The organism is Oculatella sp. LEGE 06141 (assembly GCF_015207605.1).
Classification (GTDB): domain Bacteria; phylum Cyanobacteriota; class Cyanobacteriia; order Elainellales; family Elainellaceae; genus Oculatella.
This window is the reverse complement of sequence record NZ_JADEWO010000013.1, coordinates 69762-85410: the sequence shown is the minus strand read 5'-3', so window position 1 is coordinate 85410 and position 15649 is coordinate 69762. Positions and strand designations below refer to the sequence as shown.

Annotated in this window: 14 protein-coding genes; 3 read left to right on the top strand and 11 right to left on the bottom strand. The window is 52.5% G+C overall.

What is annotated here, in order from left to right; genetic code table 11:
• Positions 1-281 precede the first annotated feature (281 nt).
• Positions 282-3686: a phycobilisome rod-core linker polypeptide gene (locus tag IQ268_RS11775; RefSeq protein WP_193878730.1), complete on the top strand. Its 3405-nt coding sequence runs from the start codon at positions 282-284 to the stop codon at positions 3684-3686.
• Positions 3687-3802: 116 nt separating this feature from the next.
• Here the strand turns inward: IQ268_RS11775 and IQ268_RS11770 are convergent, their stop codons facing one another.
• From IQ268_RS11770 to egtC, 5 genes are all read right to left on the bottom strand, one after another.
• Positions 3803-4537: a glutathione peroxidase gene (locus IQ268_RS11770; RefSeq protein WP_193878729.1), complete on the bottom strand. Its 735-nt coding sequence runs from the start codon at positions 4535-4537 to the stop codon at positions 3803-3805.
• A 152-nt stretch (positions 4538-4689) separates the two neighbouring features.
• On the bottom strand, positions 4690-5751 hold the full coding sequence (dusA, locus tag IQ268_RS11765) for a tRNA dihydrouridine(20/20a) synthase DusA (RefSeq protein WP_193878728.1): 1062 nt from the start codon (positions 5749-5751) through the stop codon (positions 4690-4692).
• A 116-nt stretch (positions 5752-5867) separates the two neighbouring features.
• Positions 5868-6947, bottom strand: a complete 1080-nt coding sequence (egtD, locus tag IQ268_RS11760) for an L-histidine N(alpha)-methyltransferase (protein ID WP_193878727.1) — start codon at positions 6945-6947, stop codon at positions 5868-5870.
• A gap of 160 nt (positions 6948-7107) precedes the next feature.
• Positions 7108-8490, bottom strand: coding sequence for an SUMF1/EgtB/PvdO family nonheme iron enzyme (locus IQ268_RS11755; protein ID WP_193878726.1), 1383 nt, complete (start codon positions 8488-8490; stop codon positions 7108-7110).
• Entirely contained in the window at positions 8465-9250 is a 786-nt protein-coding gene (egtC, locus tag IQ268_RS11750) for an ergothioneine biosynthesis protein EgtC (RefSeq protein WP_193878834.1), read from the bottom strand. The genes IQ268_RS11755 and egtC overlap by 26 nt, the downstream gene beginning before the upstream one ends.
• Positions 9251-9506: 256 nt before the next feature.
• On the opposite strand from egtC, the gene IQ268_RS11745 reads away from it, so the two are divergent.
• Positions 9507-9704 carry a DUF2795 domain-containing protein gene (locus IQ268_RS11745; protein WP_193878724.1) on the top strand — a complete coding sequence of 66 codons (198 nt, stop codon included), beginning with the start codon at positions 9507-9509 and terminating at the stop codon, positions 9702-9704.
• Positions 9705-9782: 78 nt separating this feature from the next.
• Here the strand turns inward: IQ268_RS11745 and glcD are convergent, their stop codons facing one another.
• The 6 genes from glcD to IQ268_RS11715 form a co-directional block, all read right to left on the bottom strand.
• Positions 9783-11252, bottom strand: a complete 1470-nt coding sequence (gene glcD, locus IQ268_RS11740) for a glycolate oxidase subunit GlcD (RefSeq protein WP_193878722.1) — start codon at positions 11250-11252, stop codon at positions 9783-9785.
• Between the two features lie 118 nt (positions 11253-11370).
• A complete protein-coding gene (locus IQ268_RS11735; RefSeq protein ID WP_193878720.1) occupies positions 11371-12720 on the bottom strand; it encodes a DUF4335 domain-containing protein in 1350 nt (449 codons plus the stop codon).
• Positions 12721-12761: 41 nt separating this feature from the next.
• Entirely contained in the window at positions 12762-13358 is a 597-nt protein-coding gene (locus IQ268_RS11730) for a DUF3038 domain-containing protein (protein ID WP_193878718.1), read from the bottom strand.
• A 137-nt stretch (positions 13359-13495) separates the two neighbouring features.
• Complete coding sequence (locus IQ268_RS11725) at positions 13496-14323, bottom strand: hypothetical protein (protein ID WP_193878716.1); 828 nt, start codon at positions 14321-14323, stop codon at positions 13496-13498.
• Between the two features lie 219 nt (positions 14324-14542).
• Positions 14543-14935: a CsbD family protein gene (locus IQ268_RS11720; RefSeq protein WP_193878714.1), complete on the bottom strand. Its 393-nt coding sequence runs from the start codon at positions 14933-14935 to the stop codon at positions 14543-14545.
• 105 nt (positions 14936-15040) lie between these two features.
• Complete coding sequence (locus IQ268_RS11715; protein WP_193878712.1) at positions 15041-15193, bottom strand: hypothetical protein; 153 nt, start codon at positions 15191-15193, stop codon at positions 15041-15043.
• A gap of 246 nt (positions 15194-15439) precedes the next feature.
• Here IQ268_RS11715 and IQ268_RS11710 point away from each other — a divergent pair, with 246 nt between their 5' ends.
• Positions 15440-15610: a hypothetical protein gene (locus tag IQ268_RS11710; protein WP_193878709.1), complete on the top strand. Its 171-nt coding sequence runs from the start codon at positions 15440-15442 to the stop codon at positions 15608-15610.
• Positions 15611-15649 lie beyond the last annotated feature (39 nt).

The following is a 15649-nucleotide window of genomic DNA, read 5'->3' as shown; positions in this document are numbered from 1 at the left end:
CTCATCTGGTTGATACATATCCCCTATGATCGCCAATGAGATGTCTGATGGGTCTACTACACACTTTTTAATAAATCAGTGTGATGAGTCCCAATCGTTTTAATCTAATAAAAAAGCTGGTGACCCCGAGCAGTCGTTTTGGTAAACCCTCGACCGAGAGCTGTTTGATACGAAACGGTATAGCATCAAACGGTTTAGGAACGTTTACCAGATGTCACGCTGGGCAAATCTAAAGAATGCAATCACTGATGCAAACGATTCAAGGGAGCTTTTGAAATCCAATGAGTGTAAAGGCAAGTGGTGGAAGCTCTGTTGCGCGTCCGCAGCTATACCAAACCTTACCCGTCGCAACTATTTCTCAAGCAGAGCAACAAGATCGCTTCCTAGGGCGAGGCGAACTGAGCGAGCTATCCAGCTACTTCAATTCAGGGTTGAAGCGTCTGGAAATCGCGTCGGCTTTGACGGAAGGGGCTGAGCTAATTGTTTCTCGTGCCGCTAACCGCATCTTTGTCGGCGGTTCTCCGATGGCATACCTGGAGAAGCCAAGTGTGCCAGTCGAGAGTTTTGCGACGGCTGAAGCCAGCCTCGACGCGCGGGAAGCCATGAAGTTGGGGACAGCAACCTATGTAGAAAGCCGGGGCGGTTTTCTCGAAGGGTTGCGATCGCTATTTAGCGCTACCGGAGGAGGGCCATCTCCGGCAGGGTTCCGACCGATTAACGTGGCGCGGTACGGCCCTGCCAACATGCAGAAGTCGTTACGCGACCTGAGCTGGTTTTTGCGCTATGTCACCTATGCGATCGTAGCGGGTGACCCCAACATCATTGCCGTGAATACACGCGGTTTACGGGAGATCATCGAAAATGCCTGTTCGGGCGAAGCTACCATCGTCGCGCTGCAAGAAATGCGGCAAGCGGCGCTGGGCTACTTCCGTCGGGATGAGGCCGCCTCTACGATTGTGGGGCAGTACTTCGATGTTCTCATCACAGAGTTTCGGGCTCCCTCTCCATCTGACAAGTTGCGTCAGCGGCCATCCGGCGACCAGCAGGGTTTACAACTGCCCCAGATCTACTTCAACGCGGCAGAGCGCAGACCTAAATATGCGATGAAGCCCGGTCTCTCTTCCACCGAGAAGAATGATGTGGTTAAGGCAGCGTACCGTCAGGTGTTTGAGCGCGATATTACTCGTGCTTACTCCCTGGCGATCTCTGATCTGGAATCGAAGGTGAAGAACGGCGAGATTTCGATGAAGGAATTCATCCGCCGTTTAGCCAAGTCGCCGCTCTATCGCAAAAACTTTTACGATCCGTACATCAACAGCCGCGCCTTAGAACTCGCCTTCCGGCACGTTTTAGGACGAGGTCCCAGTTCACGCGAAGAGGTTCAAAAATACTTCTCGATCGTGTCGAACGGCGGTTTACCGGCATTGATTGATGCGCTGGTGGATTCCAACGAATACAGCGATTATTTTGGCGAAGAAACCGTTCCCTACATTCGGGGTCTGGGGCAAGAAGCACAAGAGTGCCGCAACTGGGGACCTCAGCAGGATCTGTTTAAATACAGCGCTCCGTTCCGTAAGGTGCCTCAGTTTATTACCACCTTTGCGGACTACAACCAGCCGTTGCCCGATCAGCATGTGTACGGTTCTGGCAACGATCCGCTAGAGATTCAGTTTGGTGCCATCTTCCCGAAACAAACCAAAAATCCCAGCACTCGCCCTGCTCCGTTTAGCAAAGATACTCGCCGTATCTTAATTAATCGGGGGCCAGGAATTAACAACCAGCTCAGTAATCCTGGAGCAAGAGGGTCTGCCCCTGGTTCCTTAGGACCAAAGGTGTTCAAGCTGGATCAACTTCCGAGCTACACCGGAACGTTCAGCAAGCGCGGGGGTGGCTCTCAGGGAGTCAGCGTCAAATTCTCTGAAAGCTCAACTCAGGCGGTGATTCGGGCTGCGTACCTGCAAGTGTTTGGTCGTGATGTGTATGACGGTCAACGCCTGAAGGTGTCCGAGATTAAGCTAGAGAATGGCGAAATTACCATTCGAGAGTTTATCCGCCAACTGGCGAAATCTGACCTGTTCCGGAAGCTCTACTGGTCGTCGCTTTATGTGACGAAGGCGATCGAATATATCCACCGTCGTCTACTGGGTCGCCCTACCTACGGGCGGCAGGAGATGAACCTGTACTTCGATCTATGCTCCAAGAAAGGCCTTTATGCCCTGGTCGATCAGCTAATTGACAGCAAAGAATACGAAGAAACCTTTGGTGAAGATACCGTTCCCTACGAGCGCTATCTAACCCCCAACGGGTTAGCCCTTCGCACCAACCGCATCGGCAGCATTGCTGACAAGGGCACTCAAGTGGCGAAGGAGGAAACACCACGATTTGTTGAGCTAGGTACGGTTAAGGATGGGCGATCGATTGCTGATGTTGAATTCCGGGTGAACCAAGGAGTCAACAAACAGCGTCAGCAAACCAAAACCTTCAAGATCACCGACTGGCACGATAATACGCAGGTCAATACAGCGATTCGAGCCACTTATCGTCAAATCTTTGAGCGAGACGTTGAACCCTACATTGTTCGAAACGAGTTCACGGCGCTGGAAAGCAAACTGCGGAACGGCGAAACTAACCTCAAAGAGTTTGTTGAGGCATTAGGAACCTCCCGGCTGTATATCAAGGAGTTTTACGCTCCCTACCCCAACACCAAGGTGATTGAACTGGGGACGAAGCACTTCCTGGGTCGGGCACCGCTGGATCAGCCAGAAATTCGTAAGTACAACCAAATTCTGGCTTCCGAAGGGTTGGGTGCCTTTATTGGGGCGATGGTAAACAGCGTTGAGTATGCCGAAAACTTCGGTGAAGATACAGTGCCCTACCGTCGCTTCCCAACCTTGCCGGCCGCAAACTTCCCCAACACCGAGAAGCTGTATAACCAGCTCACCAAGCAAAACGACGATGTCGTCGTGCCTAGCTTTAAGCCAGTGAAGTCGCGCCTTGACATCACGAAGCTCCCGTTGATGGGCAAAGCGATGGCAGATGCTACCGCTAATATGCGGAAGATCGACACGAGCAAGCCGCTGTTTATTCAACTAGGACGCTCGTTCACCAATGGTGGTGGTCAGTCAGTGGAAGCTGGGGTGGGTACCTATCGCCGCAAGCCTGCTCGCATTTACCGGATGAACCCAGGCATGGATCAGGGTGAAACAGCGCTGGTGCTGGATGCTATTTACATTCAGGTGATGGATGTCTTTAGCGGTCAGGTGCCGTCCGAGTTCCGCCGCTCTGATCTGGAGAGCAAGCTGCGTAATAGCGAAATTTCGGTGCGAGAGTTTGTGAAATCGCTAGCCAGTTCCGAAATTTACCGCAAGCGGTTCTACACGCCCTATCCCAACACCAAGGTGATTGAGTTCCTGTTCCGTCACCTGTTGGGTCGTGCTCCAGCGACTCAAGCTGAAATTCAGCAGTACAACAAGCTGCTGGCTGATGGTGGTTTACGAGCTGCGGTTGAAGCGATCGTAGATAGCCCTGAGTATGCTCGTTACTTTGGCGAGGATGTAGTGCCCTACAAGCGCTTCCCTGCTCTTCCGGCTGGAAACTATCTGGGCAGCATCAAAGCAGACAACGATTTGGTGAAACAGTCGTGGTCTGATATGTCGCCGTCTTACCTCACTGGTCGGTTCAGCTAACGGCCTGAGAGGGCGATCGCGTCTAAATCAAAGTCCCCTGGTTCAAGATGAGCCAGGGGACTCTTTATTGTTCGGTATGATTGGCACAAAAATGTGTTGAAACGAAATGACCAGGGTTAGGCCACGCCAAGATGAGCCGCAAGCTCCTCGGAACCGCCAATGAGCCTGCCATCAATAAACACCTGGGGCACCGTTGCTGCACCTGTTACAGCCCGTAATGCCCGTGTGGTGACAGCATCGCCTAAAACGATTTCGTCGTAGACCATGCCATGTTCGCCTAGCATTGTTTTGGCACGGGCGCAGAAAGGACACCCCACCTTTGTAAAGATAGAGACGCACGTGGGTTTATTAGCGTCCGGATTAATGTATTGCAGCATGGTTTCTGCATCAGACACCTTAAACGGATCGCCTGGTTCTTCAGGTTCAATGAACATCTTCTCGATGACACCATCTTTCACCAGCATGGAATAACGCCACGATCGCTTGCCAAATCCCAGATCCGACTTGTCGATCAGCATCCCCATACCTTCAGTGAATTCGCCGTTGCCGTCGGGAATGAGGGTTAAGTGATTGGCCTCCTGATACTTTGCCCACTCGTTCATCACAAAGGTATCGTTTACCGAAAGGCAGACAATATCATCCACGCCATTTTTCTTGAGTATGGGCGCTAGCTCGTTATATCCGGGTAGATGGGTTGAGGAACAGGTGGGTGTGAACGCACCCGGTAAGGCAAAAACAACGACGGTCTTTCCTGCAAACAAATCATCTGTGTTGAGGGTCACCCATTCGTTATCTTGACGGATACGGAAGCTGACACTAGGAACTTTCTGTCCTTCGCGATTGGGCAACATGAATCAGGCTCCTTCTAACACTCGTCACTGCAAATCAACCAGCTAAGCGTACTCGTTATGATTACGAAATGTCAAGCATTCGTATCTGCTGTGCGATCGCCTGCAAATTGGGGTGCCTGCCAACAATTTTAGGGTTAGATTCGTTGCGTGGCTCAACCCGCTTCCATCGCGTTGGGAGGCGACTGATCTGCCGATGGCATAGCAACGGGTACCAGAGCCAGAGCCGCACGAACCACATCAGAGTCGGATTCGGGTAGACACGATCGCTCGGTTAAATACCGCTTCCACACCCGACTGCCCGGTTGTCCGGCAAAGAGTTGCAGCATATGGCGCGTAATTTTGTGAAGCTTGCTGCCTTTCGCAGACCAAAAATCAATGTAGGGAACCATCGCTTCAACCACCTGGTGCCGAGTAGGAGGGGTGCCCACCGCGCCATAGAACTCGGTATCGACGGGGGCAAACAAATAGGGATTGTCGTAGGCAGCGCGACCAATCATGACGGCATCCACATGCTGTACCTGTTCCTGCACCTGCGACAGGGTGGTAAATCCACCGTTAATTTCGATAAACAGGTGAGGAAATTCTTGCTTCAGCCGATGCACATCGCCATAGCGCAGGGGGGGAATATCTCGATTTTCTTTCGGGCTTAACCCCTGCAACCACGCTTTGCGGGCATGAACGGTGAACCGCTGGCATCCTGCCTCTGCCACAATCCGCACAAAATCGACCATATCGTCATAGCGATCGCGATCGTCAATCCCGATTCGGTGCTTCACGGTGACAGGAAGGGTCGTCGCTTTTTGCATCGCTTCCACGCAGGCAGCAACGCGATGGGGCTGCGCCATGAGACAGGCTCCAAAGTTGCCCGTCTGAACGCGATCGCTGGGACAGCCAACATTGAGGTTAATTTCGTCGTAGCCCATTGCTTCGGCAATGCGGGCACATTCTGCCAGGTCGGGCGGCGTGTCGCCCCCCACCTGAAGCACCAGCGGTTTTTCTTCAGGCGAGAACCCCAACAAACGGTTGCGATCGCCATGCAAGATAGCGGCACTGGTTACCATTTCGGTGTACAGCAGCGTATGCCGGGTAATCTGACGCATGAAGTAGCGAAAGTGGCGATCGCTTCGATCCATCATGGGAGCCACACTCAGAGGATAGTGTGCCAGTGACCGTTGGGTGTGAGATGAATCGAAGCCTGAACGCAAGCCAGTCATGGGTCTTTCAGTAAAGCGATCGCAGTAGATCCATTATCAGGTGTAATCATGGCGATCGACCGCCACTCTGTCGCCACTCTGTCGCCACTCTGTGGGAAATGAATAGGGCTACGATGCTATGCAGCATCCTTTAGCGGCAACTGGCACAACAGCACGCCAAACCAGTGATTTGGGTCAGTCCACGATTGAATCGGGACAAGTCCTCTGGTTTTCAGGTCGTGTTGGAGTACATCCAGATCAAACTTGCGGGAAATTTCACTCAAGATGGTTTCACCCGGTCGAAACTCAACTTGCAGATCCAATGCCCGTAGCTCAACCTGCTGAGCTGTCAGGCTTCTTAAGCGCATTTCAATTTGATGTTGCGACTCGTTGTAAACTGACCAATGTTCAAATTGAGTCAGGTCAAAGTTGCCGTCAAAGCGGCGGTTTAAGTGTCGCAGCATATTCAAGTTGAACTCTGCCGTTACGCCCTGGTTGTCATTGTAGGCCGCTTCCAGCACCTCCTTTGGCTTTTGCAGGTCAACCCCCAGCAAAAAATATTCGCCTGGTTGCAACGCTCGGGTGATCTGGCTAAAAAAGCGATCGCAGGCGTGCGGGTCGAGATTGCCCAACGTGCTGCCAATAAAGCAAATCATTCGAGTGGGCAGTTGCGCTGGGACAAGCCGCTCTAAAGCCAGTTGATAGGTACTTACCAGGCCCTGCACCGTCAAACTGGGATAATCTGCCAGCAAATCGCGAGCGCTGCTTTCTAAAATTCCAGCACTGACATCAATTGGCAGGTAGCGCAGGGGGTGCCCCTGTGCCTGATACGCATTCAACAAAATGCGGGTTTTGGTAGCACTGCCGCTGCCTAGTTCCACCAGTTCACAGGCTCCGGTAATCTGAGCGATCGCCTCGGCACAGGTGTTGAAAATGGCCGTTTCGCTGCGGGTCAAATAATATTCGGGTAAATTGCAAATTTGCTCAAATAGTTCAGAGCCGCGATCGTCATAAAAATAACGGGGCGGCAAGGTTTTCTGCGGTTGGCGTAATCCATTTACAACATCTTGAGCAGCCTCTAATTCTGCTTGATTTGCCTCAACTGGATTGAGCAAATAATCAATCTCTAAACGAGTCAGATCGAGCGAATGGTCAGGGTGGCGATCGCGAGTATCGGTAACTGCACTCACGGAGTTAGATGTTGGTGTTACTTGCATGAAGCCTCTTAGAACCCTTTAATGGATGTTTCTCAGCCGAACTCAATGCCGACTATTAGTTCACAGCAAACATCCGCTTTGTATTCTCCCACCCGATTCTGAGATTCAGCTTAAACCTTTAGGAGGAAATCAGAGAAATTGCTAGAGTCGTCTGAACAGGTTAGCGAGTTGCGCCCTGGTCGCGGGCACAGCGGAACCCTGCCAGCACTTGCCGCACACCGGGATGATACCAATTGCGAAAGGCGCAACGTAGCGCCCACGGGCGCGTAGCCCAACTTCCTCCCCGCAGCACCCGGTGTTTGCCATCAAAATAAACCTGGGAGTAACCGCGATAGGGATACGCCTGGAAGCCGGGGTAGCCATCAAACCAGTCGGTTGTCCATTCCCAAACATTGCCGAGCATATCCTCGCAGCCGTAAGCACTGCGACCCGCTGGGTAAGCATCTACCGGAGTCGTATGACCCACCCAGTGATCGTGATTGGCATGACGAGAGGTTGGTAATGCGTTGCCCCAGGTGTAGGTCTGCCGTTGCTCCAGTTCAGGATTCCAACCAGCGGCCTTTTCCCACTCTGCCTCGGTTGGCAAGCGCTTGCCGACAAAATTGGCATAGGCTTCTGCTTCAAACCAGCTCACACCACAGACGGGGTGGTTATTCCACTCAGGATGGTCTGACCAGTAGAGCGGTTTGGCGATCGGATGATGTTGCAACCAGTCCCATCCGGCCTCCGACCACCAGCGCGATTCTTGATAGCCGCCTGATTCCATAAAGACGCGATAGTCGGCGCATGTCACCGGATAGCGATCGATCCAGTACGTCTCCAAATAAACGGGATGCACCATGCGTTCGTTGTCGAGCGCATCCAGCGAATGGTTGCCCTGCTCAAAATAGCCTGCCGGAATTTGAATCATGTCTGAGGAGAGCCACTCTGAGCTGGGTGTTGTCGCACCCGCTTGAGAAGACGGTGGGTTGCGGCTAGACCACTGACCATTACCCTGACGCGATCGCTGCAATTGCAGCACCAGGCTGATGGTTTCGCTGTGCTGACTTTCATGCTGCATCAACCAGCGCCAGAGGCGTTCTTGCTGCTCTAGCGGTGCTGTTTCCAGATAGATTAAGACGTGCTCTCGCACCGTATCTAGATAGTGAAACAGTTCTGGCAACGTAGGCAAGTTGCCCCGCTCCGTTTTGGGTAATCCATCTGCCGCCAGTAGCCGACGGTACTGTGGGAACAGAGGCGACTGTCCGGCATAGCGCTCCAAAATCCACATCGATTCGGTAAAGGCGATGTGGCCTAAGTGCCACCCGATGGGGCTAAAGTCTGGATGGGCTTGATGGCACAGCGTTTCATAATCAACCTCCTCAAACTGGTCGAGGGTCGCCTGCCGACACGATTGCAGCCAACGCTTGAGCTGTTGACGGCGATCGCGCACGGTCTGGTGCAGCGAATCTCGCACAATGTCGCTGGGGGCGTGCCCTAGTGGGGCAAAGCGAGACTGGATGTTGGCACGTCCGAAGTCATCCGAATGATTGAATTTGAACATCAAGATCGTTCCTTACGCTTAGGATGCTGTGTTCTGGAAACGCGTTCCATTTGCCAGCAAACAATGGTTCCGACGCAATCACTACTGCCTCTGGAAAGAGAGGGTCGTCTCTCAGCCAATAAAGAGACGGGGCAGGAGAGCGATTAGAAGCGCGGCAGGCCACTAAGCGCTGCCCATCACTCACAATCAAATTGGCACCTGCTGTCACGCTGTGCGCGGCAGCCAGCTTAAATAGCTCAATCAATGTGTCCTTTAAGGCTTGCTCCAGGGAATGAGACTGCTGCCATTCGTGGATTAACAGCGCCACAATATGCTCTGAATCAGTGGTGCCCTGAATGGATTGATAAAGCGAGTCGCTGAGGCGATCGCGAATGGGGCGATACAGCGTTTGGCGAAAGTTTTCGATGTAGCCGTTGTGAACAGCCAGAAGGCGATCGTACTGAAACGGTGGACAGTTATTGAGGTCAACCGCCAACCCAGCCGTGGCGCTGCGAACGCTGGCCACCACACAGCCAGACTCAATGTAACGGCTTAAGCCAGGTAAATTGCTGTCATTCCAGATTGGCAATGTATTGCGATAGGTGAACGGCAAGGTGTCTTGATGGGGATGATGCCAGCCCACGCCGAACCCATCTGCATTCAGCAAGCCAGCGGTCATTTCACGCGGCTGATAACTTTGCACTATCAGCGAATGATCTGGCTTGTACAACAGGCGATCGAGCTGAATCGATCGTCCTAAATATCCGAGCAATCGGCACATGATGAAATCGGTTGTGGGGTCGATCGCATTGTAAAAGAGATGCAGTGGCTTGTGTTCTTCCGCATATCGCATCTGTTCTACATCAACTGGGTTGAACCCTGGCTGCCGGGGGCGAGATGGGGTTCCTACCTTTATTTGAAATCAATCTTGAGACAGAATCTAGAGCAACCGAGCTGAGCCTTCAGTAGGAGGAATACAGCGAATGGTTCATTCTACGATTGAGTAGTTCAGTTGAACGCCTCAAGGGAGCAACTCAATGGCTAAAGCCAATCCAATTCAAATTCAGAAATTTCTAAAAGGCATAAGCTATCCGGCCTCCAAAGAGGATGTGGTGTCCCATGCAAAAGAGCAAGGGGCAGATAAAGAGGTGCTAAACACCTTACAGCAAATGCCAGATGATGAGTTTGAAACCTCAGCCGATGTCAGTAAAGCGATCGGTGCCGTTGAGGAATGACCTTTGGGGAATGAGTGGATTGACTGGAATTCTCCTTGCTAGGGCGAACGATACATTCGCCCTTTTTCTATGCCGCTTTTAGTATAGTTCCAGGGTTGGAAACGGCTGATGGGCGATCGATTGCGCTGCTTCACCACACGTACGAGGCGTTGGCAACAATTTTTCGGGGTTAGCAATGCCCTTGGGGTCAAATACCTGGCGTACCCACTGCATGGTTTCCAAATCCGTCGCGCTAAACATTTCTGGCATATAGCACCGTTTATCGGCACCAATGCCGTGTTCGCCAGAAATGCTGCCGCCGACTTTGACACACAGCTTCAAAATGTCGCCCCCCAGCGCTTCAACGGCCTCTAGCTGACCAGGCACCGAATTATCGTAAAGAATGAGCGGATGCAGGTTACCATCACCCGCATGGAACACGTTCGCCACTTTGTAACCGTGCTGTTCTCCCAACGCTTCAATTTCCCGCAGCACATCCGGCAGTTTGGTACGCGGAATAACGCCATCTTGCACATAATAGTCGGGGCTAATTTTGCCCATCGCCGCAAACGCGGCCTTGCGGCCTTTCCATAGCGTTAACCGCTCCTGAGGATCGACCGCTGTCGTAATGCTACGGGCACCATTTTGGCGGCAAATCGCCTCCACCCGTTCACGGTTAGCCGCCACTTCAACCGTCAATCCGTCCAGTTCAATTAGCAAAATTGCGGTGGCATCGCGCGGGTAGCAGTCTGTTCGCACTACGTCTTCAACGGCGTTAATGCTGAAGTTGTCCATCATTTCCATGCCGCCCGGAATAATGCCAGCGCTGATGATGTCAGACACCGTTTGTCCCGCAGCTTCAATGCTAGTGAAATCGGCCAGGAGAACGGCGATCGCCTCTGGAGCCTTGAGAATGCGAAGGGTAATTTCGGTAGCAATGCCCAACGTACCCTCAGAGCCAACAAACAGCCCGGTCAGGTCATATCCCGGCATTTCGGGAATTTTGCTGCCCACATCGGCGATCGACCCATCGGGTAATACCAGCTTTAGCCCCAACACATGATTCGTCGTGACACCATATTTAAGGCAGTGTACGCCGCCGGAATTCTCGGCCACGTTGCCGCCCACCGAGCAAACAATTTGGCTGGAGGGATCAGGCGCATAGTAGAATCCAGCACCGCTCACGGCTTGCGTTACCCAGCTATTGATCACCCCCGGTTGCACTACTACCCGCTGATTCTCAAAATCAATTTCAAGAATCTGCCGCATCAGAGAGGTTACGATCAGAACGCAGTTTTCGATTGGGAGCGCTCCACCCGACAGGCCAGTTCCGGCTCCGCGGGCAATGAACGGCACCGTGTGGCGATCGCAAATTTTCACCAGTTCTGCCACCTGTTCGGTAGTGCGGGGAAAGACGGCCACCGCCGGACGCTGACGATAGCTCGTTAACCCATCACACTCGTAGACCAGCAACTCTTCTCGCCGCTGCATCACGCCTTTTTTGTCCACCACCGCTTCAAACTGCTTGATAATGGGCTGCCAATTGCGCTGGGTCACTGCCGTTGTCATGGGTTGCACTCACTGAACGTTGAAACAGGCTGATGTATTGATGCTAGCGTGTTGCGATCGTTCATCCAAGCGCAACGGCCTCAACCGCATCCCGGTTCAACCCTGCCATCCAGGTAGACTAGCTGCCTGGATCGGCGAACGTTTGAACTCCACCATCTGGTCGTAGCACCAGCCTGACCTGTGGGGTTTGCCCGCCGTCCGTTGGCGATACAAATGGCTCGTTCAACAACGGCATATCCGTGCGATCGAGATACGTTCCGGCAGCCGTTCCCAGCGGCGTAATCCGCTGAAGCGACCCGTCACTGTTCAACACCAACCGATATTCTAGAGTTTGCGCCAGCCCATCAGGAGGTTGCCAGCGATCCTGGAAATAGCTGCGAACCTCAGCAATTTGCGGAATTGAGTCAAACGCCGTACCACCCCCAGGAGCCTGTCGTGCCGTGCTATCCGCTCCTTGCGGCGGAACGTCATTCAAACCCTCCACAGGCGACTGCCCACCATTGGTTGTACTGGCAGCACCATTTTCGGGAATAGATAGGGCGATCGGTGCCTGAGTAGGGGGCGCAGCCGCAGGCGGAGCGGCAGACGGTTGAGCCGGTACAGGGGCAGATTGCGCTGCCGAGGGCGGTGGAGCCACCACTGCCGGATTAGGAGGCACTACCACCGAAGGAAGCGCTGGGGGCGGCGGTTGGGTGCTACCAGGAACGGGCGGCGGCGGTAACGGTTCCAGGTTGCCCAAGGACGGCGGTGCGGTTTTGGTGGCATCTGGCAAATTGGCAACATCCGGAAAATCATCCAGAGCCACTGGAGACTCTAAACCCTGACGCCCCGATTCCTGAGCCGCAGTGGTGGTTGCCGTCTGCACGGCGGTTGGCGAAGATACATCCATCACAAACTTCGCCAGCACGGAGGAGGCTCCCAACGCTAAAACTGCGATCGCTGCAATTCGTGCCCATCCCGATGAGCGGCTGAACCAGTTTGACCGTCCTAAAGACGGAATAGCCAGCGATTCAGCCGTGTATTCGTCTAACGCGTTGGCGAGATCAAACAACTGCAAGGCACTGAGGTGAACCACAGAACCCGACTCTTCAGTCGCCAGACCGCCCAACCATAGCTCATGGGACAGCAGCCCTTTCGGTTTAAGACGAATGCCTGCTTCCGTAGAAGACAGGTCTTGATCCACAGGCTTAGAGGGCAACTCAAACCGCAGCGGCATAAGGACATGAGAGGGTTGATTCAGGGTGTGCTGAATGTAAGTTTCAACCACTTCACACAGCCGTTCAAGCTGAGCGCGATCGCCTCTAACCTTGACCTGCTGTTCGGTGGGCAGCTTGGGGTCATCAAAACTGAGTTGAAACCGCAATTGTTTCAGCACTGGACGATCAGTCCACCGTGACAAAGGCGAACCCTTTGCTGCAATTTCTAAGGTGCAGGTTGGAGGAGTATATCGACGTAGAACTGATGACATAAGCAAGAATGAGCAACAAGTGACGAGGGCTAAAGGAATAGTTATTCCCTGCGATCGCGTGACCGATCTAACAGTGCTAGCCAGAGGCGACGAGAACCACTAGGTGCGCTATAAAACAGCAGATCAACTAGCAATTTCAACGCCAGGTAGGTGAGCTGATCGGGAGAAGAATTCTCCCCTTCTTCCATGCGTTCCTGGTACGTATTACTAAAATTATCTAGATAATCTCCCAGGAGCGAAGCATGGTGAGGCTCTTTGTTTTGTTCGGTCAATTGCTCTAACAGAGCAACGGCACGGCGAATTAGCTCCTGATGCTGCTTAGCCAGGTGGCAAATAATTAAAACCAGCGCCCGCGCCTCCTCTATGTCTAGTCGCTTCCGCCCGCGTCCCCGCCGTAAGGGACTGGATTGACGCAGCCGCCACAGCGCTACCCGATCGGACACAACATCAGCCAGGTTTAGCTCAACTGCTGCCTGAAGAATACCCTCCGAGGTGATCTTTGCCAGCGCTTCTAACGCCAGTAAAACCAGATCGAGCTGGGCTTTGATGTTGTCCAGTTGGGTCGGGTCGGGCTGGTTTGCCAGCGTCAGCTCATCCCAGGCCGGATTCGAGGCAGATGACTTGACAGAGGGGGGCATAGCTTCAGAGTAGAAAACAAAGCGAAGGTTGATCCGGCAGTTACAAGTATTGAAACAAGACTGCCTGAAATTAGAGGATGTTTCCCTCTACCCTACGGAGTTTTTCTACAACCGATCATCCTGCAATCGGGTTGTCGTTATTCGTCCGCGTGTAGTTTGGGTACAAAGGACTGGTTCTGGTAAACCCAACCAATGCCATCGGGGTCGAGGCTGCGTGTCCACTCGCTAAAATCGTCGCGGTCTTTGCGACGGCTGATGGTACTTTGGTTGATGCCCAACCGTTCCGCAAGTTCGCGCCCGCTCAGCGAGTCGGCTTCAGCCTCCTCTAGCAGGTCGATGTACAGTTGCCAGAGCATAATCATGCTGACAAAGAGAATCAAAACCACGGCTTCTGGACGGCGCAACCAGTCTTGGCCGGGAGTCGCAGTAACCTCAGAGGGAGTGGCGATCGCCTCAGGCAGTTCAGATGGCTGAGTGCCCGCAGACGGCAACTCAGGCGGCTCAAGCAAGGGGGTAGGGTCAACAGACTGGGATTCGATCGCCGCTGGGGGAAATTCTGATTGAGTCTCTAATTGAGTCACAGGACTACCCGTTGAAATTGGTACATCCGACGCGTGGCTGTCTGCACTTGAACTGTCTGCACTCGAACTATCTACACTCGACGGGTTGAATGCGGGTTTAACCTGAATCACCTGGCTCCATGCCACAGGCTTCTCACCGCTTTGTCGCCCATAAACCTTGACCGATTGAATCGGTTCAACCTTGAGAATCTTCATGCTGTTGCAGATCAAAACAACAGCGTCCTGCTGATTAGGTGCCCGTGCTGATTCAAACAGCACATGCAGACAATCATCCTGTCTGGCAACCTGTACCGTAATTCCCTGAGGCCGAGTCGAGTGATTGATTAATGCCGCAATAGCACGAGGATTTCCTTGCTTGGCCAGTGACAAAATGCCCTGAGACATGTTCGCAGCCGTAATGGTGATTGTGAATACAAACCAATGAATGGGGAAGGATTTCAAACGAGGTTAGCGATCGAAATCCTCTTCGCTGATCTTCCCACACCCCAGTACCACACCCCAGCATCGTTCAGAACAAAATAGGGGACGGTTTTAACCATCCCCCACCGGATAAAGTAGCCCTTAAGATTTGGTTAATACCGTCAATCGGACTAACGTGAGCGATTAGTTAAAAAAGTCTTTGACGCGATCGACTAGCGTTTCAGACTGCTTTTCAGTTTCTCTCGCTAGATCCTTAGCGCGATCGCCTGCATCTTCAACTCGGTTTCTGGTATTACCAGAAAATTGCTTGGCCGCACCCTCAATTTGGTTAGCAGGGCTATCCACCGCATCGCCGTAGGAGCGCTGAGCTTGTCCTTCTAGTTTTTCAGCAGTTGCTTTGGTTCGACGCTCCAGCCCACTATCACCCAAAGCAATTTGGCTGGGTGATACCGACTGCAAGGTTGCGGCTGTCGCAGCACTGGCGTTTGTAAACAGACCCACCATCGGAGCGATCGCCAACATCAGCGCTACGCCCAGAGCCGCCAGTATTTTCCGTCCACGCTTAACAAAGCCCATGTAAACCTCCTATATCAAGGATAAAGTTCGCAGGTCAGCACTTTCCTCAGAAAAAAGGAAAATCGCTTCCTGTCCAGCCATCAATCGTAGTGGGTTTGGCTGCTATTAACATCTGCTGAAAGAATCATCTAACCAGAAGGTTGTAACGGAGCGATCGCCTGCTTTAATTCCTGTTAACGGACGAGCAATGAGGAAAATTCTGATATAAGTGCGGGCGATCGGTTGCTGTAGTTTTACTGAAGCACCCAACCAAGCCAACGGTTAAGTTTAGAACAAGTTCCGGAGACGTTAGCCCTGGCTCAGTAATTGAATTTAGAATAGGTGTAAGGGTGTAAATTTAAGTTCTTGATGTCACAAGGCGATCAACACAGAGTGGCTAAAGGATCTCACAATACAACCCATGAGGCTCTTTTCCTGGAGTGACACTATTCATCAGGAACGCTACAAATTTTCTTATTGTTGACTACGTATATTAGCAGAATTAATTTCTGGGAGATGGCAAGTATGGCAAGTCGTATAGTTATGGCCGTTGGCACACTGGCAACCTTAATATCTCTGCAAGTCAATTTGCCGCTTCAAACTCCAGGCAACGCTGTTAGCGTGAACCAGACACTCATTATTGCTCAGCTAGACTGTGACTACGTTAACAATCCGTCTAGTTGTCAACCTGGTTAGTGCTGTTGTGCGGATAATGCATCGACTCACACAGCCTCC